The 24,298-nt window shown below is 60.0% G+C and carries 23 protein-coding genes; 10 read left to right on the plus strand and 13 right to left on the minus strand.

What is annotated here, in order from left to right; all coding sequences use genetic code 11:
* Window positions 1-47 precede the first annotated feature (47 nt).
* From DHB74_RS06475 to sohB, 4 genes are all read right to left on the minus strand, one after another.
* Window positions 48-524 (minus strand): AAC(3)-I family aminoglycoside N-acetyltransferase, encoded by a 477-nt coding sequence (locus DHB74_RS06475; RefSeq protein WP_036992297.1) that lies wholly within the window; start codon window positions 522-524, stop codon window positions 48-50.
* 470 nt (window positions 525-994) lie between these two features.
* A complete protein-coding gene (gene alkB / locus DHB74_RS06480) occupies window positions 995-1,645 on the minus strand; it encodes a DNA oxidative demethylase AlkB (protein WP_136869888.1) in 651 nt (216 codons plus the stop codon).
* Window positions 1,646-1,651: 6 nt separating this feature from the next.
* Window positions 1,652-2,638: a YhdH/YhfP family quinone oxidoreductase gene (locus tag DHB74_RS06485; protein ID WP_136869887.1), complete on the minus strand. Its 987-nt coding sequence runs from the start codon at window positions 2,636-2,638 to the stop codon at window positions 1,652-1,654.
* 9 nt (window positions 2,639-2,647) lie between these two features.
* Window positions 2,648-3,667, minus strand: coding sequence for a protease SohB (gene sohB, locus DHB74_RS06490; protein WP_036992300.1), 1,020 nt, complete (start codon window positions 3,665-3,667; stop codon window positions 2,648-2,650).
* A gap of 209 nt (window positions 3,668-3,876) precedes the next feature.
* On the opposite strand from sohB, the gene DHB74_RS06495 reads away from it, so the two are divergent.
* A complete protein-coding gene (locus DHB74_RS06495; protein ID WP_074779849.1) occupies window positions 3,877-4,191 on the plus strand; it encodes an SCP2 sterol-binding domain-containing protein in 315 nt (104 codons plus the stop codon).
* A gap of 185 nt (window positions 4,192-4,376) precedes the next feature.
* Here DHB74_RS06495 and DHB74_RS06500 read toward each other — a convergent pair whose 3' ends face one another.
* Both DHB74_RS06500 and DHB74_RS06505 read right to left on the minus strand, forming a co-directional pair.
* The gene (locus DHB74_RS06500; RefSeq protein ID WP_036992303.1) at window positions 4,377-5,504 is read right to left on the minus strand and encodes an MBL fold metallo-hydrolase; all 1,128 of its coding nucleotides are present in this window, start codon (window positions 5,502-5,504) and stop codon (window positions 4,377-4,379) included.
* Window positions 5,505-5,675: 171 nt separating this feature from the next.
* Entirely contained in the window at window positions 5,676-6,569 is an 894-nt protein-coding gene (locus DHB74_RS06505) for a LysR family transcriptional regulator (RefSeq protein WP_036992304.1), read from the minus strand.
* Window positions 6,570-6,741: 172 nt separating this feature from the next.
* On the opposite strand from DHB74_RS06505, the gene DHB74_RS06510 reads away from it, so the two are divergent.
* The 3 genes from DHB74_RS06510 to DHB74_RS06520 all read left to right on the plus strand — a co-directional run bounded on the left by DHB74_RS06510 (window position 6,742) and on the right by DHB74_RS06520 (window position 10,001).
* Window positions 6,742-7,875 (plus strand): alpha/beta fold hydrolase, encoded by a 1,134-nt coding sequence (locus tag DHB74_RS06510; RefSeq protein WP_136869886.1) that lies wholly within the window; start codon window positions 6,742-6,744, stop codon window positions 7,873-7,875.
* Between the two features lie 6 nt (window positions 7,876-7,881).
* The gene (locus DHB74_RS06515) at window positions 7,882-9,093 is read left to right on the plus strand and encodes an MFS transporter (protein ID WP_036992305.1); all 1,212 of its coding nucleotides are present in this window, start codon (window positions 7,882-7,884) and stop codon (window positions 9,091-9,093) included.
* Between the two features lie 140 nt (window positions 9,094-9,233).
* Window positions 9,234-10,001, plus strand: coding sequence for an SDR family oxidoreductase (locus DHB74_RS06520; protein ID WP_036992307.1), 768 nt, complete (start codon window positions 9,234-9,236; stop codon window positions 9,999-10,001).
* Window positions 10,002-10,031: 30 nt separating this feature from the next.
* Here DHB74_RS06520 and DHB74_RS06525 read toward each other — a convergent pair whose 3' ends face one another.
* From DHB74_RS06525 to DHB74_RS06555, 7 genes are all read right to left on the minus strand, one after another.
* On the minus strand, window positions 10,032-10,673 hold the full coding sequence (locus tag DHB74_RS06525; RefSeq protein WP_136869884.1) for a hypothetical protein: 642 nt from the start codon (window positions 10,671-10,673) through the stop codon (window positions 10,032-10,034).
* Window positions 10,674-10,691: 18 nt separating this feature from the next.
* Window positions 10,692-11,525 (minus strand): NAD(+) diphosphatase, encoded by an 834-nt coding sequence (gene nudC, locus DHB74_RS06530; protein WP_074779853.1) that lies wholly within the window; start codon window positions 11,523-11,525, stop codon window positions 10,692-10,694.
* Window positions 11,526-11,530: 5 nt separating this feature from the next.
* Window positions 11,531-13,180: a FimL-related protein gene (locus DHB74_RS06535; protein WP_499161045.1), complete on the minus strand. Its 1,650-nt coding sequence runs from the start codon at window positions 13,178-13,180 to the stop codon at window positions 11,531-11,533.
* Between the two features lie 40 nt (window positions 13,181-13,220).
* Window positions 13,221-14,033 (minus strand): crotonase/enoyl-CoA hydratase family protein, encoded by an 813-nt coding sequence (locus DHB74_RS06540; protein ID WP_036992313.1) that lies wholly within the window; start codon window positions 14,031-14,033, stop codon window positions 13,221-13,223.
* Window positions 14,034-14,136: 103 nt separating this feature from the next.
* Complete coding sequence (gene dnaQ / locus DHB74_RS06545) at window positions 14,137-14,865, minus strand: DNA polymerase III subunit epsilon (RefSeq protein ID WP_036992314.1); 729 nt, start codon at window positions 14,863-14,865, stop codon at window positions 14,137-14,139.
* Complete coding sequence (gene rnhA / locus DHB74_RS06550; protein WP_036992316.1) at window positions 14,858-15,319, minus strand: ribonuclease HI; 462 nt, start codon at window positions 15,317-15,319, stop codon at window positions 14,858-14,860. Before rnhA ends, dnaQ begins: the two co-directional genes overlap by 8 nt.
* Window positions 15,319-16,089, minus strand: a complete 771-nt coding sequence (locus DHB74_RS06555; RefSeq protein WP_499161046.1) for a class I SAM-dependent methyltransferase — start codon at window positions 16,087-16,089, stop codon at window positions 15,319-15,321. The genes rnhA and DHB74_RS06555 overlap by 1 nt, the downstream gene beginning before the upstream one ends.
* Before the next feature lie 75 nt (window positions 16,090-16,164).
* Here DHB74_RS06555 and gloB point away from each other — a divergent pair, with 75 nt between their 5' ends.
* From gloB to DHB74_RS06585, 6 genes are all read left to right on the plus strand, one after another.
* Complete coding sequence (gene gloB, locus DHB74_RS06560; protein ID WP_074779862.1) at window positions 16,165-16,944, plus strand: hydroxyacylglutathione hydrolase; 780 nt, start codon at window positions 16,165-16,167, stop codon at window positions 16,942-16,944.
* A gap of 144 nt (window positions 16,945-17,088) precedes the next feature.
* Window positions 17,089-18,438, plus strand: coding sequence for a LysM peptidoglycan-binding domain-containing protein (locus DHB74_RS06565; RefSeq protein ID WP_136869878.1), 1,350 nt, complete (start codon window positions 17,089-17,091; stop codon window positions 18,436-18,438).
* Between the two features lie 65 nt (window positions 18,439-18,503).
* A complete protein-coding gene (locus DHB74_RS06570) occupies window positions 18,504-20,339 on the plus strand; it encodes an extracellular solute-binding protein (protein ID WP_499161047.1) in 1,836 nt (611 codons plus the stop codon).
* 17 nt (window positions 20,340-20,356) lie between these two features.
* Window positions 20,357-22,189, plus strand: coding sequence for an extracellular solute-binding protein (locus DHB74_RS06575; protein WP_499161048.1), 1,833 nt, complete (start codon window positions 20,357-20,359; stop codon window positions 22,187-22,189).
* Between the two features lie 2 nt (window positions 22,190-22,191).
* On the plus strand, window positions 22,192-23,265 hold the full coding sequence (locus DHB74_RS06580; RefSeq protein ID WP_036992322.1) for a microcin C ABC transporter permease YejB: 1,074 nt from the start codon (window positions 22,192-22,194) through the stop codon (window positions 23,263-23,265).
* 4 nt (window positions 23,266-23,269) lie between these two features.
* Window positions 23,270-24,298, plus strand: coding sequence for an ABC transporter permease (locus DHB74_RS06585; RefSeq protein WP_036992324.1), 1,029 nt, complete (start codon window positions 23,270-23,272; stop codon window positions 24,296-24,298).

A 24,298-nucleotide genomic window follows, 5' to 3' on the forward strand; every position in this document is an offset into this window, starting at 1 on the left:
GGCGAAGCTGACATCCGGCGCCAACAGGAGTGAATTGATGCGCTTTGTTATGCAGTTCCATCGCCGGACTCGACTGAAATATCAAAGTGTAGAACTTCTTCCCGCAGCCCAAGCTTGGTGTATAGCGCGATTGCCGGCTCGTCTTCAACGCCGGTATCAGCCTGAACGAAAATTACATAGGCGCCTCGATCAGCCGCCAGCACTCTTAGCGTCTCAATCAAAGCCGTAGCTATTCCCTTTCTCCGGTGCCCCGATGATACGGCAAGGTCGTATATATAGATCTCACTGCGCTCTTGCTCGAACTTTTTCAGTTCGTATGCTGCAAGTCCACCGACAACATCTGTGCCTTCTAGCGCTACCAGCGCCAGAAAGGAATCACCGCTGAGCAAACCTTTCAGATAGTCTGCACTTGGGCGCTTTTTAGTATAGGTGGGAATGTCTTTGAATGCTTCGCCGAAGCATGTCGACAAGGCCACCATCAGGCCGACGTCATTCGGCGCAAGTTGGCGAATTTCTACTGGCATCGACAACTCCTAAGCTGCATAACAGTGATCAGACCCCACGCGTTACGGTGAATGCGAGCTTCAGCCACCCGAGTTGGCAGACCTCATCCGCGGATCAGACTCGCGCCGAACGGAACACGCCGCTCCAGCTCATAACAGTTGCCAGGCGGTGGTTGCTGTCCGTCAGGACGATCATGAAACCAGATACGACATTCACCAGGCGGCGGCAGGTGCCCCTTGGGAATTGGCGACGAGTGTTCCAAGTATGGATAACGGCGGGGGTAGTCACCTTAGGAGTTGCCATACGCGCTACAGCCACTGAGTGCCACTGCGCCGAAAACAATCAAAAGGTAAGGTCGAAACATGCACAGTCTCCACTGAAGCCTAATAGTGATTAAGACGTATCCGGTATTGATCCCATGGTAGACACCTCGTTATGGCTTCAGATCCGTAACGACAGTGAAAGATTAATCGAGAAAGCCGGATAAACTTCAACCCGCCTTACGCAACGTCAGATTAATCCGCTGACTCCCCAACTGCGGATGCGGTATGTCTGCCAGCGGCAGCACCCCATGAAAGCGCATCCTATCTACCCCTCCCCAGACGGCTACGTCGCCGTGATTCAGGATTGTTCTGGCGGGTCGGTCCGAGCGTTTGAAGCCGCCAAACAGGAAGGTGGCTGGCATGCCCAGGGAGATCGAGACGATGGGTGCGCTGAAGTCGCATTCGTCCTTGTCCTGATGCAGGCCCATACGGGCGCCGGGGAGGTAGCGGTTGATCAGGCAGGTGTCTGGGTTGAACTGGTTGAAGCCGGCTTCACTGGCAGCGCGTTGGGCCAGTTCCAGTAGGCAGTCCGGCATGGCCGGCCAGGGTTGGCCGCTGTTCGGGTCGATGGGGCTATAGCGGTAGCCGTGTTCGTTGGAAATCCAGCCGAGCTTGCCGCAGGCAGTGGTTTGCACTGACATGCGCCGCCCGCCTTTGGTGGTCATCTGCCGGAAGGGAGCCTGGCGCTGGATGGCTTCCAGCGCGGGGAGCAACTGGTCAAGCCAGCGCTCGGCGAAGCCGGGCAGGACGAATGCCTGCGCGCCCATCGCTATGCGCTGCCCCGGCTGCGCCTGGTGAAACAGATCCAGCGTACTCATTGGCCCTCAGTCGAGGTTGACCACTGCGCGACCGACCATGCCGCCGGCCAGAATGGTTTTGATAAATCCCGGCAGTTCATCCAGGGTGATTTCCTGCTCCAGCTGTGTGAGGTCGGTCTTCCATTGCAGTGACAGCCGATCCCACATGGAGGCTTTCACCACCAGCGGCTGTTCCACCGAGTCCACACCCAGCAGGTTGACGCTGCGCAGGATGAAAGGGAGCACACTGGCCTGGAACTGGACACCAGCAGTCAGGCCACAGCAGGCGACGCTGGCATCGTAGCGCAGGGACTTGACCACATTGAACAGGATATCGCCGCCCACGGTGTCCACCGCACCGGCCCATTGCTCGGGCAACATGACCTTGGCTGTGCCGGCTTGCAGCTCCGCCCGATCGAGCACCCGAGCGGCGCCCAGGCGCTGCAGGAAATCGGCCTGATCAGCCTTGCCGGTGACGGCCACCACTTCATGGCCCAGCTGGGCCAGCATGGCCACGGCGATGCTGCCGACGCCGCCGGTTGCCCCTGTCACCAATACCGGACCCGCACCAGGCACGAGCCCAGCACGCTCCAGCTTGTCGATACAGAGCGCCGCGGTCAGGCCAGCGGTGCCGAGCACCATGCTCTCGCGCAAACTCAAGCCAACGGGACGCTTCAGGACCCAGGCAGCGGGTACCCGGATGTACTGACCGAAGCCGCCGGGCGTATTCATGCCCAGGTCGTACCCGGTGACGATCACCTCGTCGCCAACGGCCAGTTCGGCTGCCGAACTGGCTTCCACCACGCCGGCGGCATCAATGCCGGGGGTATGCGGATAGTTGCGGGTAATGCCGCGATTGCCGCTGGCGGACATGGCGTCCTTGAAGTTGAGGGAGGACCAGCGCACGCGGATCAATACTTCCCCGGCTGGCAGCTCATCCAGCTGCCTTGTCACCACCTGGGGTACAAATTGTCCCTGCTCTTCAGTTACCAGCAATGCCTTGAATTCGGACATGACGGACTCCTACCAGAAACGCTGATTATGAAAACGTGAGACCCAGGTCAGCACCAATCGGTCCAACGCAGTGGACATACTGGAACTGAGGCGATCCTGCAGCCGTTTGGGTCGGGCGAAATGCACTTCGAATACATCGGCCTGGCGGATGCGCCGGTTGATATAGTCATCGCTGGTGTTGACCTCATCGGCCAGGCCGCGCTCCAGCGCCTCGGTGCCGAACCAGACTTCGCCGGTGGCCACGGCATCGACATCCAACACCGAGCGGTAACGGCTGACGAAGCGCTTGAACAGGTAGTGGATGTTTTCCAGATCTTCCTGAAATTTCTCCCGCCCCTTCTCGGTGTTTTCACCGAACAGAGTCAGCGTGCGCTTGTACTCGCCCGCGGTGAGCATTTCATAATCCACATCGTGCTTCTTCAACACCCGGTGGAAGTTGGGCAATTGCGCGACCACGCCGATGGAGCCGAGCATGGCAAAGGGCGCCACCAGAATACGGTCGGCGATGCAGGCCATCATGTACCCACCGCTCGCGGCGACCTTGTCGACGCAGACAGTCAGGGGTACACCGGCTTCCCGAATCCGGGTCAGTTGCGCGGCGGCCAGACCGTAGGCATGCACCATGCCGCCACCACTCTCCAGCTTGACGATCACCTCGTCCTGGGGCGTTGCCAGCTCCAGTACGGCAGTGACCTCGTGGCGCAGATTCTCCAGCGCACTGGCTTTGATATCACCATGGAAATTCAGCACGAAGACCTTGTCGCGTTCGGCGCTGTGCTTGGCACGCGCTTTCTGTTCCTGCTTGCGGGTCTTCTGTAGCGCCTTGAATGCCGGCTTGTCCAGGACAGCCTGGCCCAGACGCTCGGTCATGCGGGCCAGTTGATCGTTCAATCGGGTCACGGTCAGGGCGCCCTCGCCCTTGCGCTGCCGCCCTTTAAGCGAGGCAATCAACAGCAGCACGAACACGACCGCCAGCAATACCGTCAGCGCTTTGGCGGCAAACATTCCAAACTCGGCAATCCACTCCACAGGTGTCTCCAGTCGATTCGGTTTCAGGACTACCTCAAGCATACAGGATCAGCCGATGCGGTAGACAGACCGTCCCCGGCATGATTCAAACGATCGTATGATTCTTGTTGACAGCTTCCCTGAGCCACCCTACCCTCTGACGAGTTGCACAACCCTGCGTTGCAACGATTGCCGTTGCCCCTATGAAACATCCGATAAAGGAAGAATCCATGACTACCGTTGCTGACATCATCAATAACATGGAAGGCAAGTTCAATCCGGCTGCCGCTGCTGGCCTGGATCTCGTTTTCCAATTCAACATCGAGGATGATTCCAATTTCTACGCCGTGATCAAGGACGGCACCTGTGATGTCCAGCAGGGCGATGCGGAAGACCCGAACGTCACCCTGATCATGGACTCCGAAACGCTGAACGGCGTTATCACCGGCGAGACCGACGGCATGCAGGCCTTCATGGGCGGCAAGCTGCGCGCCGAAGGCGACATGATGCTGGCGCTGAAGCTGGGCGAGCTGTTCCCGGTCTGATCGAGCAGCAAGACAAAAAACCGGAGCCAGGCTCCGGTTTTTTTATGTCCAGCATTGCTCGCCAAGTGACGCGCCGTCAGTCGCCCTTCTTTACTCTGTATCTCAGGGCGCTATCTCTGCCGCGTCCAAGTTCAGCTCGGGCTTTCTGTAATGGGTAAAGTGGATAGTGATTTTTGGCTTGGTCATTATTGCCCCTCGCTCTCTGTCTGCCACCACGATTCGAACGCCTGTGCCCGGCCATCGAAATAAACTGCCTGCCCGATCATTGGTGTCCATAGCTCGTAGCGCTGGTCTTCACTGGCGTCGGTCAGCCGCTCGAAAGGGTCATGCCAATCATGGGGAGCCAGGGTGAAGCGGCCCACATGGGCTGGCGTTAACGCGTCCGTGCCCAGGTCGCTAGCCGCCTGGGCAGCCTGCTCCGGGTTCATGTGCAGGTACGCCCAGCGCGGATCATATTGGCCGCTGTCGAGGGTCACCCACTCAAAGGGGCCGTAGCGTTGGCCGATATCGGTAAAGTGATCGCCATAGCCTGAGTCGCCACTGAAGAACAGTCGCTGCAGGGGCGTTTCCAGGACAAAACCCACCCACAGCGACTGGTTGCGGGTAAAGGTGCGCCCTGAATAATGCCGGGCCGGTGTGGCGTGGATAAGCAGATCATCGACTTCATGGGTATCGTGCCAGTCCAGCTCGTGAATGCGGGCAGGGTCATAACCCCAGGACTCGAAATGTGCGCCTGTCCCCAGCCCGGCCACCACCTGGTTGACCAGTGGCTTGAGCGCCATGATGGTCGGATAGTCAACGTGATCATAGTGGTCGTGGGTGATCAGCAGCACGTCAATCGGCGGCATGTCGTCGGCGGAGTACAGGTTGGTGCCAGCGAAAGCGGCAATCAATCCCGGCACCGGTGCGGCATAATCGCTAAATACCGGGTCGATCAGCAGGCGCTTGCCACCCACCTGTACATACCATGAGGAATGGCCCAACCACACCGCAATATCCTCGTTGGGGTCCAGCGCATGCAGGTCGGTCTTGGCCGTAGGAATCTCCTGTTCAGGCCGGGGCGTGCCCTTTTCAGCGCGGAAGTTGTCGATCTGAATCGACAATTGGGTCGCACCCTCGGTCAGAAAAGGCGTATCCATTAGATTCTGAAAGGCACCGTTCACATAGTTGGGTGAGGCTTCGATGCGCGCCAGCCGCTCGCCCTGCGGTAACTCGCCGAAGAGTGGATGGCGCAAATAAAGAAAGCAGGCGATAACCAGTGCCACGGCGATCGTGGCGAGAACGATCAATAACCCAATCCAGAATTTCTTCATCACAGTCCCAGCTGTCAGTTATTCGGTTCATGGCAGCCTTGTGGAAAAGCGACCTTCGGTTTGGCTCAAGCAACGACTGGCATGATAAAAGGCGAAGATTACGCTTACTAGATGGCCCAATTTTGATGAGGCTATGAATCGAATTCAGCAATCCCAGCCGTGCGTTGCCTACTAACCGCGATACCGCAGTGCCTCGACGAACGCCAGGAATGCAGGAGAGGTTTGCCGTCTATTTGGGTAATACAGATGGTACCCCTGAAAAGAAGGGCACCAGTCAGTCAGCACTTCTTTAAGGCGGCCATCGGCCAGGTAAGGTGCGACCAGTTGTTCCGGCACGTAAGCCAAGCCAATCCCGTCCACAGCGGCATTGAGTACATGCACGATGCTGTTGAAGACCAACTGCCCTTCGGTCTTGACGGTAAACTCCTTGCCGTCATGTTCAAACTCCCAGGCGTAAACCGCACCGGTTGGCCGATGTCGGATGTTCACACAAGCATGGTGGGTCAGGTCGTAAGGCGTCTCCGGTAGCGGGTGCTGCTCGAAGTACGCCGGAGATCCGACCACGGCCAGTCGCCAGTCAGGCCCGATGCGCGCGGCGATCATGTCCTTGCTGATCGCTTCACCGAGGCGAATGCCTGCGTCGAAGCGCTGCTCAACTACATTGGTAAACCCATAATCGACGTAGAACTCCAATGTTATGTCGGGATAATCCTTCAAAAATCCCGCCAGCATCGGCCTCAAGCACAGTTCGATCTGATCATCGGTACAAGTGATCCGGATGGTTCCGGAGGGTTTGTCTCGCAGCTCCCCCAGCGCTTCCACTTCCATGGCGATCTGATCGAACAGCGGCGCGATGGAGCGCAGCAAGCGTTCACCTGCTTCCGTAGGCGCCACGTTGCGGGTGGTACGCGCCAGCAGACGTATGCCCAGCCGCTCCTCCAGCCCCTTGATGGTATGACTCAGAGCGGAAGGGGTAACGCCCAGCCTAGCCGCCGCTTTGGTAAAGCTCTGATTCTGGGCTACGGCTATGAAGGCTTGCAGATCGTTAACTTTGCTGTTTTTCATTTGTGAGACTTTCTCACAGCTGCATGAAGATTACACCCACTAATCAAAGCCTTCGCAATCCGTCAGGATGGCTGGCATAAAAGGTCCGGCTCCCATCCGCACTCCCAAGCACCTGGGAGTATTGCATTAGCGCCGCCCATCCTCCCTCCTCCTCCTGCAAGGAATACCCTCCATGAGCACGACATTCGATTCTGGTCACGAGATTGAAAAGGCACTGGTTGCTGGCGGTTCCGAACGCCGTGATTTCTTGAAGGCTGCTGGCATGGGCGTCGCTGCACTGGGCGCGCTTTCCCTGAGCGGCGGCGTCGCTTTCGCTGCGGGTTCGCAGCGTGCTCCGGATGCTCCCGCGGGCGCTGACAACTTCTATCAAAGCAGCAAGGTGACCATTCAGAAGGTGACCTTCAATAATCAATACCGCATGCAAGTGGTGGGGAATCTCGTTACGCCCAAGGGCCTGGATCGCAATAGCCGCGCCCCGACGGTCATCGTTGGTCACCCGATGGGGGCGGTCAAGGAACAAGCGTCCATGCTCTACGCGCAAAAACTGGCAGAACAGGGCTTCGTCACTCTCGCCATTGACTTGTCGTTCTGGGGCGAAAGCCAGGGGCAACCGCGCAACCTGGTCGCGCCTGACCTGTTTACTGAGGCCTTCAGTGCCGCCGTTGATTATCTCGGAACGCAAGACTTCATTGATCGTGACCGTATCGGCGTACTGGGCATATGCGGCAGCGGCGGTTTTGCCCTCAGCGCGGCAAAGATCGACCCTCGCCTGAAAGCCATTGCCACCGTCAGCATGTATGACATGGGCGCGGTTACCCGGCATGGGCTGAAGCAGTCGCAAACACTGGCGCAACGCAAGGCTCTGCTCGCAAAAGCAGCGGAACAGCGCTATGAGGAATTCTCCACCGGGGAAATGCAGTTTCTGAATTACCTACCGGTGCAGCTGCCTGCCAATGCCGACCCGGTAACAGCGGAGTTCCATGACTTCTACCGCACCCCGCGTGGCATCCATATTCCGCAAGGCAGAACGCTTGAGCTGACGCAGAACCGCATGCTGACCAGCGAGACTCGATTCATGAACTTCTATCCGTTCAACGATCTGGAGATGATTGCCCCGCGTCCATTGCTGTTCATCAGCGGAGATCAGGCGCACTCCCGCGAGTTCAGCGAGGAGGCCTATCGCCTGGCCACCGGGCCGAAGGAGCTGGTCTGGGTGCCGGGTGCCGGCCATGTCGATCTGTATGATCGAGCGAACCTGATTCCCTGGGCCAAGCTGACAACCTTCTTTGCCGAACACCTGGCATAAGCCTTCATGGTCACTCAAGAATCGGATATGCCCGCCAGCCGGGAGACCGACAAGCAAACCGCATATTGGAGCGGTGTTTTCGCGATGACGTTATGCGTCTTTGCGCTGATCGCCTCGGAGTTCATGCCGGTCAGCCTGCTGACGCCCATCGCTGCGGACCTGCAGATCAGCGAAGGCTGGGCTGGCTACGGCATCGCCATCTCCGGCGCTTTTGCAGTATTGACCAGCCTGATCATTTCCCGGCTGGCGGCCGCGATGAATCGCAAGACCCTGCTGCTGGGGCTAACCGGATTGATGTGCCTTTCGGGCCTGCTCGTCGGGCTGGCACCAAACTATCTGGTTTACATGATTGGTCGTGCGTTGATCGGTGTGGTTGTCGGCGGGTTCTGGTCATTATCGGCGGCAGTGGCGATGCGGCTGGTGCCGACTGACCAGGTGCCCAAGGCGCTGGCGATTTTCAATGGCGGTAATGCACTGGCGGTGGTGGTGGCTGCGCCACTGGGTAGTTATCTGGGCGGCATCATCGGCTGGCGCGGTGCGTTTTTCTGCCTGGTGCCGGTGGCGCTGATCGCCTTTGTCTGGCAATGGATCAGCCTGCCATCAATGAAAGCCGAGCCAGGTGCGACCGCCACCGGTAATGTGTTCAAGCTTCTCAAGAAGCCTATGGTGGTAATGGGCATGCTGGCGGTCGGCAGCTTCTTCATGGGCCAGTTTGTGCTGTTCACTTATATGCGTCCGTTTTTGGAAACCGTCACCCAGGTGGATGTGTCCACCCTGTCGCTGATTCTGCTGACCATCGGCATCGGTGGGCTTATCGGCACCATGCTGATCAGCCGCATCTTGCGCACCGGCCTGTATCGCACGCTGATTGTCATTCCGCTGTTGATGGCCGCAATTGCACTGGCGCTGATCACCTTGGGCGGCTCACTGGCCATGGCCTTCTTGTTGCTGGGCCTGTGGGGGCTGGTGGCGACCGCTGCGCCAGTCGGCTGGTGGTCGTGGCTGGCCCGATCCCTGCCCAACCATGCCGAAGCTGGCGGCGGGCTGATGGTGGCGATGATTCAGCTGTCGATCGCGCTGGGCTCGACCTTTGGTGGGCTGCTGTTCGATGTCAGCGGCTATCGCATCACTTTCCTAGCCAGCGCAATAGTGCTGGTGGTCGCGGCCTTGCTGGCCTTCATGACTTCGCGCTCGGCTGATAGCTCATCCACCCCGTAAGCCAATCGCAACTTGCCGCCATAGACACAACCGATCCCCTGCCAACACGGTTTCTGATAAGTAACACTGCGTCTTGGCAGCCTCTTGCCCCTGCAGTAGATTGACCAACGATCATGCCTATCTCAACAAGGACAAGACAGATGCAGAAAACCCAACTGTTCGACCTGGACGGAAAAATTGCCCTGGTAACCGGCGCCAGCCGCGGCATCGGCGAAGCCATTGCCAAACTGCTGGCCCAGCAAGGTGCCCATGTCATCGTCTCCAGCCGCAAGATCGATGGCTGCCAGGAAGTGGCCGACGCCATCGTTGCCGCGGGTGGCAAAGCCACCGCCATGGCCTGTCATATCGGTGAGATGGAGCAGATCAAGGCGACCGTCGAGGCCATTCGCAGCCAGTTCGGCAAGCTGGATATCCTGGTCAACAATGCTGCCACCAACCCCTTCTTCGGCAATGTGCTGGATACCGATCTGGACGCCTTCCAGAAAACCGTGGACGTGAACATCCGCGGCTACTTCTTCATGTCGGTTGAAGCTGGCAAGCTGATGCGCGAAAACGGCGGCGGCGCCATTCTTAACGTCGCCTCGGTCAACGGCCTGGTACCGGGCATGATGCAGGGCATCTACTCGATCACCAAGGCGGCGGTCATCAACATGACCAAGGTGTTCGCCAAGGAGTGTGCGCAGTTCGGTATCCGTTGCAACGCCCTGCTGCCGGGCCTGACCGATACCAAGTTCGCGTCGGCGCTGGTGAAGAATGACAGCATTTTGAAGCCCGCCCTGCAGCGCATTCCCCTGGCGCGCCCGGCGGACCCGAGCGAGATGGCCGGCACCGTGCTCTACCTGGTGAGCGATGCGTCCAGCTATACCACCGGCACGGCGATCAACGTCGACGGTGGCATGCTCTCCTGATGCCTGGCCGGCCCTCGCGGGCCGGCTTGCTCAGTCGAATCCCTTCAGCGCCGTCAGGGCCTGGGGATTCATCGCCACCGGCGACAGACCGGTGGTGCCGATCTCAATGGCATAACGAGCACCATCGGCCGCCGGCATGAAGCGAATGGCAAAGGCATCGGCATACAGCCAGCCCAGGTCGACGCCATCCAGCCAGGACCAAGCGTCGCGCCAGCGCGGCGTATCATGCAATGGCTGAGTCGGAGTGACTTCTGTTTGCTGCTCCAGCGCCAGATAGCGCCCGCTCAGGCGATCGAGGCGATAGCCATCTTCCAGCCCCAGCGCGTGCAGCAGTCCTTGCCAGCGCAACACCTGAACCTCCAGCTCCCATAGGTCACCCTGCAATTGCAGTTGCTGAACCCCGTCTGCCGTTCGCAGGGTTGCATCAAACCGCTGGGGCGCACTTTCATTCAGCTCCAGTGTGGCAATCTGGGCACCGTCGGTAATCGGCCGGAACTGATACAGTTCCCAAGCGATAACCGCGACCGCCGCGCAGCAGCCCAGCAATGCCAACAGCAGCATGCCTTTGAGCCAGCCGAGCAGCCAATCCAGGCGCCAACCAAAACGTAGTATCAGCGATAACAGCAGCAGCGCGAGGCATCCCACCAGCACTGCCAGACCAGCGTATTGCATGCGAACTCCTTGTCACATTCAGGCCGGAACGGGGGGTTGTGGCTGGCCGGCCAGCCGTGCCAGATAACAATCGATCAACCAACGGGAAATGGTGCCCTGGGGCGGTATGGCGGGCAGTTGATGGATATTCCACCAATGGGCTTCTTCGATCTCGCCGGGCTGCGGTACGATCTCACCATCGACATAGGAAGCATGGAAACCCAACATCAGCGAGTTGGGAAAGGGCCAGTTCTGGCTGCCGAGATATTCGATATGATCGACGGTAACACCGACCTCCTCCATCACCTCGCGGCGCAGCGCTTCCTCCGCCGACTCGCCAGGCTCGATGAATCCAGCCAGGGTGCTGAAGAACCCGGCGCGGAAATTGGCCGAGCGCGCCAGCAGCACTTCTTCGCCGCGGGTGATCAGCACGATGATGCAGGGCGCGAGTTTGGGGTACTGGCGATTGCCACAACCGCTGCATTCCATCGCCCGTTCGTCCGGGCGCACCTGGGTTGGCTGACCGCAGCGACCACAAAAACGGTGGGTGTCGTGCCAGATATCCAGTTGCTGAGCCACGCCGAGCAGGCGGAACGTCGAATCATCGACTTGCCCCAGCAGACTGCGCAAACCATGCCATGACAGCCCAGGCAGATCGATCTGCTCCTTGACGCGCACCAACTGGCATGGCCGGTCATCCACCAGCCCCAGGGTCATCTGGTATTCGGCATCGCCCAGGTAACGCGCCATATCCGGATCATGCAACAGGTTGCCCTGGTACATGGCAAAGGATTGTTCATGACGGATCAGCACCCAGCCGTCGGCATGCGTTTCGGTGGTCAGGGAGGCAGTAAACCGGGTGAATCTCTGCACGGGAATCAGGCTCCGACGCCGTAGCCGAGTTCGGCAAGGCTGTCTTCGGCGACGGCCAGGACATCGCCTGTACCGACCGAGGAGCGCTCCGCCGACTCAAGATAGAATTCGATGCTGGTCAGGGCATCGGCCAGCACCTCCAACTGCTGCGGGTCCGGTGTAGCCTGCTGCTCCAGCATGGACTTGCGAATGAAGCGTGAGGCATTGCCAATGATATCCGACGCCCGGGTCATACCCAGGAAGATCAACCCGCCCCGCACGGTTTCCAGTGTCGCCGGTACGTTCAGCAAGTGCATGCGGTCGTTGCCCGACTCGATGTAGGCCGTGATGGCCCGTCTGGCCAGCGCCAGTCCCGCCTGGGATTCCTCAACTAGCACGATATGCGCTTCCTTGAGTTCGACCGGACCGGGATTGCGGCTTTCGTCGAACCCGCCCAGAGCTTCTCCCTCGTTTTCCAGGCGGTTCACCGTCAACTCGGCATGCAGTACCGCGTCGGCAACCTGCTCCAGCACCCCGCTGTTGCCGGACTGCCAGCCGCTCAACTGCTGTGCCGCATGCCGGATCTTGCCGGAAATCTCCGCCAGGTCCAACATATCCAGCGTCTTCCACAACCGCTGCAGGGCAGTATCCAGGGTTTCGAGGGATTGCTCCGCATCGCCGGCGTTGCGTGCCAACAGGTCCAGCAGATCCTTGACCGCGGCAATTTCCTCATGCAACGCCTCGGCAACCGAGCGCATTACATCGGCACCAGGGCCCTGCAGACGATCGAAGGCACGCTGCAGAGCCGCTTCGCTGTAACCGGGGTCCGGCAGATTGACGGCGCGGCGGACTTCCTCGCACAACACGCAGCCGGCATCGCCCAGGGCGACCAGATACAGCATCGCCTTCAGCAGCGATGCACTGTCCGAAGCGGAATGACCAGAAGCCAGGCGCTTGATTTCGCGATCCAGCCGCGAGTACAGACGTTTGCGCTCCGCGGTCAATTGCAGGGGCACGGCATCCATTGCTTCCAGCGAGGCGGATGCAACCCAGCACAGGGTCGCTGTACGATCATCCAGACGGGTTTCCATACGTTGCAGGGCGCGCTGCATCAACGAGATGCCCGCCGCCGGCCGCTCATCCCGGAGCATACCCAGCAGCCCCAACTGGTACATCTGCCGCAACCGTGCAAAGGTGCGGGTATCCAGCGGCTCCTTCGATCCATCACGCAGGGCCACGGGCAACCGTTGCACATCCAAGGGATAGAAATGACTTTCCGCCAGGGGCGGCGCGTCCGCCCGGTGGGCGCGCAGGTCGTTGATGGTCGGCAGCAGCAGTTCGGGCTGCTCGACACCCTGTTGGCGGCACAGATGCAAATAGCGCTGAAGCAGGAACAGGCCATTGCACAAGGCGGATAGCGGGGCGTTTCTTCCCTCGCCCTCGTGCTCCGGAATATCCGTCGCCAGGGCGATCATTTCTTCCGCCAGCAATGCTGCGCCATCCAGCTCAATCAGGTTCAGCGTACCGCGCAGCTGCTGCAGCCCCTCAATGGCCTGTTGCAGCAGGCTGCCGTTTTGTCTTTCCTCAAGGAACTGCTGCAGCAGATCCTCGACGCCAGCCATGCTGGCGAACAGCTCATCCTTGACAAGATCGAGTGATGTGGCACCGGTTAACATCGCTTCAGTCTCCTTCGTCCCTGCAGTCAGACTGGCACGCTCAATCGGCGAACTCGGCTGGTTTTCTGCTCATATGTGCCGTCATGGCCAGCTTGAGATCTTCCGATTGCAGCATGGCTGCGTTCCAGGTGGCGATATAGTTCAACCCGTCTGCAACGCTGTGATCACGGCTGTAGCGAATCATTTCCTTGGTCCCGCGAATGGCCAGCGGAGACTTGGCGGCAATCTGGCCGGCAATACCCATCACGCCTTCGATCAGCGCGGCATGGTCAGCATAGACGCGGTTTACCAGCCCCATCTCCCGGGCCTCGTCTCCGAAGACCGCGCGACCGGTGTAGGCCAGTTCGCGCATCATGCCATCACCAATAATATGGGGCAATCGCTGCAACGTGCCGACATCCGCCGCCATGCCCATGTCGATTTCCTTGATCGAGAAATGCGCGCTCGCAGTAGCATAACGCATGTCGCAGGCGCTGATCAGATCTATCGCACCACCGATACAATAGCCATGTACAGCAGCAATGACCGGCTTGCGGCATTCTTCAACAGCGTTGAAAGCAGCTTGCAGGCGCAGCACATTGCGACGGATACGCTCGGCGTTGCGGCCAATATCCTGGGTCATCTCGCCGGCCGCCTGGGCCAGCATGGCCAGATCGATTCCGGCGGAAAAATGGTCACCGGCGCCGGAGATAACCGCGACACGGACGCTCTCGGTGCGGTCGACCCAATCGAATATGTCGACCATCTCGGTCCAGAATGCTTCATCCATGGCATTGGCCTTGGCCGGACGGTTGATCAACACATGGGCGATGGCCCCGTGTTGCTCGACTTTCAGCGATTGGTATTCGTGCATCTCTACAGCTCCCTGATATTGTTCTGATGACCGGCAAACTATACCAAGCCCACCCCCAGCGGTATAACCATTCCTGTTACTGATGCGTGGGCGGCGGCGCCGTCTATTCGGTGACCAGTTCGGCTGTTTGCGGCCAGGCGACAAAGCCGGCCGCCTTTTCAATGGCCGCCAGGCGTTCCTCATGGGCCGCCAGCTCCGCCTCGCTGGCCCGGATGACCGGTAGCGCTGGACGCGCTGGGTCCAACCGGCGAATCGTACCGACCTCCCCGCCACCATTTTCCCCGGCGGCATGGCTGGCCAGCGACAGAGCCGTCTGGCCGCCGGTCATGATCAGATAGACATCAGCCAGAATCTCGGCGTCCAGCAGCGCGCCGTGCAGGTCACGCTGAGAGTTGTCGACACCATAGCGCTTGCACAGGGCGTCCAGGCTATTACGCTGGCCTGGGTGCTTGTCCCGGGCAATACGCAGGGTATCAACCACTGAACAATGATCCGCTACCTGACCATGGCCCCCTCTAAGCAGCTGTAGCTCGGCATCAATGAAGCCGACGTCGAACGCCGCGTTGTGGATGACCAGACGTGCGCCCTTGATGAAGGCCATGAAGTCATCGACGACATCAGCGAACAGCGGCTTGTCTGCCAAAAACGCATCACTGATGCCGTGGACCGCGAACGCGCCCTCTTCCACTTCCCGCTGGGGGTTGATGTAGACGTGGAAGTGGCGGCCGGTCAGGCGGCGGTCGAGCAGCTCGACACAACCGATTTCGATGATCCGGTGCCCTTCACGGACTTCAATACCTGTGGTTTCGGTATCCAGAACGATTTCACGCATCCTGCACCGCCCCTCTGCCCAATACCTGATCCACACCGCGATTGGCCAGTGCGTCGGCCAGATCATTTTCCGGATGTCCGCTATGCCCCTTGACCCAGCGCCATTCAACCTGGTGCTGATTGACCAGTGCGTCCAGTTCCTGCCAGAGATCGGCGTTCTTTACCGGTTGGCGGCTGGCTGTCTTCCAGCCGCGCTTCTTCCAGTTGGGCATCCATTCGCGGATGCCTTTCATGACGTATTCCGAATCGGTGGTAAGCAACACGCTGGCTGGCTTCTTCAGCGCCTCCAGTCCACGAATGGCAGCAGTCAGCTCCATCCGATTGTTGGTGGTATTGAGTTCACCGCCGAACAGGGTTTTCTGGTGTTCGCCCAGACGCAGAAGTACGCCCCAGCCCCCCGGCCCCGGATTTCCCTTGCAGGCGCCGTCGGTAAAAATCTCGATTGTGTGACTCATTACTCGTTCCGTTTATGTGTCCGCCGGTTGCCCGCAACCAGCGGCGGGAGATGCAGTGTGGGGAAGACTATTCCCCGTTGCCGGCGCGGCGTGAGGCCCAGCGCCTGGCGTCGTGCCAGCAGAAAGTAGAAGCCGCCGCCGGGTAATTGGTGCCGTTGCCCCAGGGCATCGATGCGTCGGAGCCGTTCCAGCCAGGCCTGCGATCTGAGGGGCGGAAGATAACACCCATCAACGCGTTTCTCCACTGCAAAACCCAGCAACTCCAGCCAGTCGGTCAGGCGCGCAGGACTGATGAATCCTGCTTCGCTGAACCAGTCGCGCCCGGCAAAGTGATTGAAACCCCAACTGCTCCAGGGGTTGAAGCCGAATACCAGCAGATGGCCACCCGCCCTCACCGCCTGGCCGGCTTCGCGCAGCAAGCTGCGCGGTGACAGGCAGAAATCCAGCCCGTGATGCAGTACCACGGCATCCAGCGAGTGCGGAGCAAAGGGCCACTGAGTCTCTTCCACCGGCAACGCCGACGGCCCGCCCAGCAGGTCCAGCTGCCAGTGATTGCGCAGCACAGTGCGCTCATCATCCAGCAGTTCGGCAGCCAGCCCGTACTGCACCAGGTGATGACCGAAGCAGGCCGGCAACGCCTTGCGCATCACTGCCCGCTCGGACTCCAGCAACCAGCACCCGGGCGGGCTGTTCAGCCAGTCCCGGGCCACGCCGAGCAGGCGGAGCAGGTCTTCCTGGCTGATGGAGCGTGACGACTCTGGTATCACCATGGGATCTCCGGGTTGGCCTGGGTCATATTACCTCCTATAAGATACAGATCACCATTCAAGGAAGGTACGAAGCCCATGCCACAGTTCATTGCCTTGCCAGCATTCCAGGACAACTACATCTGGTTGTTGCTGGACGAAACCACACTGCAGGTTGCGGCGGTCGATCCGGGCGACGCCCAGCCGGTCATCACCTGGCTGAGCCGCCATCCGGAATATCAGTTGTGCACCATACTGCTCACCCACCACCACCCTGACCATACCGGCGGGGTACTGACCCTCAAGGCCGCGACCGGCTGCAAGGTCTGGGGGCCGACCAACGACACCATCAAGGGTATCGACCGGCCGCTCGAAGATGGCTTCCAGATATGCCTGTTCGAACAGGAGATCCAGGTGCTGGCGGTGCCCGGCCATACCCTGGACCATATTGCCTACTTCTGCGATCACCCAAGTGACCCCTGGCTGCTCAGCGGCGACACCCTGTTCGCTGGCGGCTGCGGCAGACTGTTCGAGGGGTCTGCCGAGCAGATGTATGCCTCGCTGCAGAAGCTGGCCGCGCTGCCGGATAACACCACCATATATTGCACCCATGAATATACCCAGTCCAACCTGCAATTCGCCCGTGCGGTCGAGCCGGACAATCTGGATATAAAGGTGCGCCTCGAAGTGGTCGAGGACCTGCGCCGGGACGGTCGCATTACCCTGCCCACTACCCTGGCCCTGGAAAAGCGTACCAATCCCTTTCTGCGCTGCGAAGATTCCCATGTGCGCGGCGCAGCGGCCAGTCACAGCGGCAGCATGCCGGCCAGTGCAGTGCAAACCTTTGCTGCCATTCGCGCCTGGAAAGACACATTCTGAAACAGTATCATCCGGCGTAGCCGCACGTGGTGTCATGGGCATCCGTGCGGCAATTTTCGCCGGTGCGACATATGGTCCGGATCTGCTTCCTTGACCCCTCGGGGGTGGCTCCCTAGAATCGGGCAAATTTTAACGGACCAGCTCATGTTATTTTCGCCCAACGCTCTCAGAAATGGATTCCTGACGCTGTGGCTAGTCGTACTTGTCGGCTGTCAGACCACCACCGGCCCAACGGGCCAGTCCACCGCTATCAAAACCTTGCCCGCGCCCTCTGCGGCAGGCTCTGCAGACAGCGCCCAAACCACCAAGCCGCGCTGGCGGGTACCGCAACAGGTCGATGAACCACGCACCCTGTGGACACGCATCCGCGATGGCTTCCTGCTCGACCCCACGGTAGAGGACAATCCCCGCGTCGATCAGCAGCGTCTGTTTTTTGCCTCCCAGCCGCGCTATTTCGAAATCACTTCCAAGCGCGCCCAGCGTTACCTGCACTATGTAGTAGAAGAGCTGGACAAGCGCGACATGCCTCTGGAGCTGGCGCTGCTGCCCTTCGTGGAAAGCGGCTACAACCCCATGGCCTACTCCACGTCCCATGCCGCTGGCATCTGGCAGTTCATTCCATCCACCGGCCGGGTGTTCGCCCTGCGCCAGGATGACTGGTATGACGGTCGGCGTGACATCACCGCCTCCACCACCGCAGCACTGGACTACCTGAGCAAACTCAGTGATATGTTCGAAGGTGACTGGCTGCTCGCCGTGGCGGCCTACAACTGTGGTGAAGGCTGTGTCGGCCGGGCGGTCAAGCGCAACCAGGCGCTGGGACTGCCGGCGGACTACTGGAACCTGCAGCTGCCCCGCGAAACCATGAACTATGTACCCAAGCTGCTGGCTCTGGCACAGATCATCAACAGCCCTGAAGAATACGGCACCGTCCTGCCCTCGCTGGATGACACGCCCTATTTTGCCCAGATCACCATCAAGCGGCCGTTGGATCTGGTCAAGGCCGCCGAGCTGGCGAGCATTTCCACCGACGAGATGAAGTATCTCAATCCAGCATTCAAACATCGGGTGGCAACGCCCAACGGCCCCTACCAATTGTTGATTCCGGTGAATCAGGCCGAACAGTTCAGCTCGGCGCTGGCCCAGTTGCCGGAGAGCGAACGGGTATCCTTCACCCGTTATACCGTACGCCGCGGCGATACCCTGTCGCAGATTGCTCGCCGGCACAACCTGAGCGTAGGCATGCTGCGCCAGGCCAATGAGATGCAGGGCAGCCTGATCAATATCGGTCAGACCCTGATCGTGCCTCACGGCCCGTCGACCCAGCTGGCCAGTGCTAATGTGCCGGAAAAACGTACCTATACCGTCAAGTCCGGCGATTCCCTGTACAGCATCGCCCGCCGCTTCAACGTGGAAATCAAGCAGTTGCGCGCCTGGAACGGTGTCGACACGCATCTGCGGCCGGGCCAGCAACTGACCCTGCGTATGCCCTAGGGCCAGCGCTTTCGCTTATAGCCGGGGGATGTTAGCTTTACAGCTTCCCCGGTTACGCGAATGCCATGATCTTGCCGCTGAAACTGCTTTATGCCCTGCTACTGATTACCCTGCTCTGCCCTGCGGCAAGCGCGGCCGTCTATAAACAGCATGGTTATGCAGTCTTCGGTCAGCCCAAGTACACCAGGGACTTCACCCACCTCGACTACGTCAACCCCGACGCGCCCAAGGGTGGCACGCTGCGGGTAATGGGCAGCGGCACTTTCGACACCCTCAACCCCTACACCCTCAAGGGCACCAGCCCGATCAGTACCGGCAATTTCTATCAATACGGCGTCAACGAGCTGAACGAGCCGCTGATGGTTGGCAATGGCATTTATGATCCGTCGGGCGACGAACCCTATTCCGCCTATGGCCTGATCGCCGAAACCCTGGAGTTCTCCGACGACCGCAGCTGGGTGGTATTCAATCTGCGGCCCCAGGCACGCTTCCATGACGGCCGGCCGATCACCGCCCACGACGTCGCCTTCAGCTACCGGCTGCTGAGCGAACAGGGGCACCCCAACTATCGGGCCATGCTGCAGGAGATCGAGCGCATCGACCTGCTCGGCACCCACCGTATTCGCTTCATCTTCAAGAGCAGCAACAATCCGCTGCTGATCCTGCGCCTGGGAGAGCTGCCGGTGCTGCCCGAACACTATTGGCGTGACCGCGACTTTACCGCGACCACCTTCGAACCGGCGCTGAACAGCGGCCCCTACCGCATCACGCAGGTCATGCCAGGACGTCGAGTGGTATTCCAGCGGGTGAAGGATTATTGGGGCAAGGACCTTCCGGTCAACCGCGGCAAGTACAACGTCGACCGCCTGGAAGTGGAGTTCTATCGCGACAACAACGTTGCCTTCGAAGCCTTCAAGGCCGGAGAGTTCGACATCTATCTTGATCACAAGGCCAGCAACTGGGCCAACGCCTACGACTTTCCAGCGGTGACCTCCGGTGCGGTAATCAAGCGGGCCATCAAACACGAGATTCCGGCTTCGACCCAGGCGTTGTTCTTCAATACCCGGCGCAGCCCCTTCGATCAGCGCCTGGTGCGCCAGGCGCTCGGCATGCTGTTCGACTTCGAATGGTCCAACCGGGTGCTGTTCTACGATGCCTACCAGCGATCACTGAGCTACTACCCCAACAGCCCTTTCAGCGCCACTGATTTGCCGGCCGGCCAGGAATTTCTCTATCTGTCCGAATATCGTGACCAGCTACCCAGCGAGCTGTTTCTGCAGCCCTACAGCCTGCCAACCACCGATGGCCGGGGTATTCCGCGTGACACGCTGCGCCAGGCGGTGGAGCTGTTCGCCGAAGCCGGTTGGACCCTGCGTAATGGACGACTGCAGAACGCCGCAGGCCGGCCACTGACCTTCGAGGTATTGCTGGTCAACCCGAGCCTGGAGCGCATCCTGCTACCTTGGAGCACCAACCTGGCCCGGCTGGGTATCGACTTGCGCATCCGCACGGTTGACCGAGCCCAGTACAAGGCCCGGCTGGATCAGTTCGACTTCGACATGATCCTCACCACGCTGCCGCAGACGCTGTCTCCAGGATATGAGCAGCATGTCTATTTCCACTCCTCCCAGCGCGACGTCAAGGGCAGCCGCAACTATGCCGGTATCGCCAACCCGATCATCGACGAGCTACTGGGCACACTTCTGGCCGCCAATACCCGCACCAAGCAGATCGCCGCCGCCAAGGCCATCGACCGGGTGTTGCTATGGGAGCACTATACAATTCCAAACTGGTATATAAACTACCACCGCATTGCCCATCGAAGTACGCTGCGGTCATTGACGACTCCACCCTATTCATTGTCCATCCGCAGTTGGTGGATAGATAACAAGACCGACTGAACAGGAAGGCCATCTCGATGTTCGACACCTTGAAGACCTGTCTGGGATGCCTGCTGCTGGCAGCATCGACCATTGCCATCGCCGCGCCCGGCGGCCATGCATTGACCCTGTACGGCGAGCCGCCGAAGTACCCGGAAGACTTTTCCCACTTCGACTACGTCAATCCCCAGGCCCCCAAAGGCGGCACCTTGCGATTGTCCGGGTTCGGCAGTTTCGATTCCTTCAACGGTTTCATCAGCCGCGGCACGGCTGCCAGTGAACTCGGCCTGATCTATGACACCCTTACGGTACAGTCGCTGGACGAACCCTTCTCCGAATACGGCCTGCTGGCCGAGCGCATCGAGCGGCCAGCCGACAATACCTGGGTACGTTTCCACCTGCGCCCCGAAGCCCGCTTTCATGATGGCGAGCCGGTCACTGCGGCCGATGTGGTATTCACCTTCAACACCCTGATAGAACAGGGTGCACCCTTCTACCAGGCCTATTACGCCGACGTAAAGGAAGTGGTGGCCGACACCGAGCGCAGCGTGACCTTCCATTTCCACCATGGTAATAACCGTGAGTTGCCGATGGTGCTGGGTCAATTGCCAGTGCTACCAGCACATTATTGGGCCGACCGGGACTTCACCCGTAACGGTCTGGAGCGGCCGCTGGGCAGCGGCCCCTACCGCATCGGGCAGGTACGTCCCGGCCGCTCGGTGACCTTCGAGCGGGTCACCGATTATTGGGCGGCCGAGTTGCCGGTGCGCAAGGGCTTCTACAACTTCGATCGCGTGGTGGTGGACTACTATCGCGATACCGGCGTCGCCCTGGAGGCGTTCAAGGCTGGTCAACTGGATTTCAACCTGGAGTTCAGCGCCAAGAACTGGGCCACTGGCTACGACAGCCCGGCGCTGAGCCAAGGTCGCATCATCAAGGAAGAGATCGCCAACCAGAACACCCAAGGCATGCAGGGCTTCATCTTTAATCTGCGCAAGCCCTACTTCCAGGATGTCCGTGTACGCCAGGCAATCGCCCTGCTATTCGACTTCGAATGGGCCAATGAGCGCCTGTTCCATGGGGCCTACACGCGCAGTGCCAGCTACTTCGGCAACTCCGAACTGGCGGCCGATGGCTTGCCTGGAGAAGATGAACTGGCGCTGCTGGAACCATTGCGCGAACAGCTGTCCAAGACCGTGTTCGATAGCGCCTATCTACCTCCGCAGACCGATGGCAGCGGCAATATCCGCGACCAGCGCCGCCAGGCCTACGACCTGCTGCAGGAAGCCGGCTGGCGGATCGAGAACGATCAGTTGATCAATGCCGATGGCGTCCCGCTGAGTTTCGAATTCCTGCTGATCCAGGCCGATTTCGAGCGAGTGCTGCTGCCCTTCAAACGCAACCTGGCGTCCCTGGGGATCGATATGCAGCTGCGCCGCATCGATGTTTCGCAGTATGTAAACCGGCTGCGTTCTAGGGATTTCGACATGGTGGTCACCAGCTTTCCACAATCCAATTCACCGGGTAACGAGCAGCGTGAATACTGGCACTCCTCCAGCGCCGACAACCCCGGTAGCCGCAATCTCATCGGCCTGCGCGACCCGGCTATCGACCAGTTGGTGGATGGCTTGATCATCGCGGATTCGCGAGCCGAGCTGATCACCCACACCCGCGCCCTGGATCGGGTGCTGCGCGCCGGCCATTACCTGGTGCCCAATTACCACACGCCGGTCTACCGCGTGGCCTACTGGGACAAGTTCGCCCATCCCAGCCAGCCGCCCAAATACGATGTAGGCATGTACACCTGGTGGGTCAAGCCCGGCGCGCCGGACCCGGTATCGGTGCTGCCGACCGCAGAGCAGGAGCCCTGAGCATGCTCGCCTACATCATTCGGCGTCTGTTGCTGATCATCCCGACCCTGTTCGGCATTCTGCTGATCAACTTTCTCATCATCCAGGCCGCCCCCGGCGGCCCGGTGGAGCAGATGATCGCCAATCTGGAGGGCTTCGAAGGCGCTACCAGCCGGATTGGCGGCAGCGCCCAGGGTGAGGTGTCCAGCGGCGGCAATTATCGCGGCGCCCAAGGCCTGGACCCGGAGATCATCGCCGAGATCGAGCGCATGTACGGCTTCGACAAGCCGGCCCATGAACGCTTCTGGCTGATGATCAAGGGCTATCTGACCTTCGATTTCGGCGACAGCTTCTTTCGCGATGCCAGCGTCATCGACCTGATCATCGAGAAGATGCCGGTATCCATTTCCCTCGGGCTATGGACTACCCTGCTCACCTATCTGATATCCATCCCCCTGGGCATCCGCAAGGCCATCCGCCACGGCTCGGCCTTCGATGTCTGGACCAGCTCGCTGATCATCGTTGGCTACGCCATCCCCGGTTTCCTGCTGGCGATCCTGCTGATCGTGGTATTTGCCGGCGGCAGCTATTTCGACTGGTTTCCACTGCGCGGGCTGACCTCCAACAATTGGGAGGAGCTGGATACCTGGGGCAAGATCACCGACTACCTGTGGCACCTGGTTCTGCCGATCACGGCCATGGTCATCGGCAGCTTCGCCACCCTGACCATGCTGACCAAGAACTGCTTTCTGGATGAAATCGGCAAGCAGTACGTGACTACCGCCCGGGCCAAGGGGTTATCGGAAAATCGTGTGCTCTATGGCCATGTGTTTCGCAACGCCATGTTGTTGATCATCGCCGGCTTTCCCTCGGCGTTGATCAGCGTGTTCTTCACCGGCGCCCTGCTGATCGAGGTGATCTTCTCCCTGGACGGCCTGGGGCTGCTCGGCTTCGAGGCAGCAATCAACCGCGATTACCCCTTGATGTTCGGCACTCTGTACATCTTTACCCTGCTGGGGCTGGTGGTAAAGCTGATCGGCGACATCGCCTATACCCTGGTTGATCCACGGATCGACTTCGAAAGCCGGGAGGGTTGAGTCGATGCCGCGTTTTCAGTTATCACCGCTCAACCGTCGCCGCTTCGCCCGCTTCCGGGCCAACCGCCGGGGCTGGTGGTCATTGCATGTGTTCATGGTGCTGTTCGTACTCAGCCTGGGCGCCGAGTTCATCGCCAACGACAAACCGCTGCTGCTGAGCCATCAGGATGAACTCTACTTCCCGGTCTTCAAGCGCTACGCGGAAACCGAGTTCGGTGGCGAGTTTCCCATCGAGGCCGACTACCGCAGCCCCTATGTACGGGAACTGATCGAGGACGCCGGCGGCTGGATGCTATGGCCACCGATCCCCTATCACTACGACACCATCAACTATGACCTGCAGGTGCCCGCCCCCGCACCGCCCTCGGCGGACAACTGGCTGGGCACCGACGATCAGGCGCGGGATGTGATGTCGCGGGTCATCTACGGCTTTCGCATCTCGGTGCTGTTCGCCCTGACCCTGACCATTCTCAGCTCGATCATCGGCGTCATCGCCGGTGCGGTGCAGGGCTTCTACGGGGGGCGCATCGACCTGTTCGGCCAGCGCTTCATCGAAGTCTGGTCGGGTCTGCCGGTGCTCTATCTGCTGATCATCCTGGCCAGCTTCGTGCAGCCGAACTTCTGGTGGCTGCTGGGCATCATGCTGCTGTTCTCCTGGATGGCGCTGGTCGACGTGGTGCGCGCCGAGTTCCTGCGCGGGCGCAACCTGGAATACGTGCGCGCCGCCCGCGCCCTGGGCGCCGGGAACGGCACCATCATGTTCCGGCATATCCTGCCCAACGCCATGGTCGCCACCCTGACCTTCTTCCCGTTCATTCTTACCGGCGGGGTGATTACCCTGACGTCGCTGGACTTTCTCGGCTTCGGCCTGCCACCCGGTTCGCCGTCGCTGGGCGAGCTGATTGCCCAAGGCAAGGCCAACCTGCAAGCGCCCTGGCTGGGCCTGACCGCCTTCGTGGTGTTGTCAGTGATGCTGTCGCTGCTGGTGTTCATCGGCGAAGCCCTGCGCGATGCCTTCGACCCGAGGAAATGA

The organism is Pseudomonas sp. G11-1, assembly GCF_024031555.1.
Classification (GTDB): Bacteria; Pseudomonadota; Gammaproteobacteria; order Pseudomonadales; family Pseudomonadaceae; genus Halopseudomonas; species Halopseudomonas bauzanensis.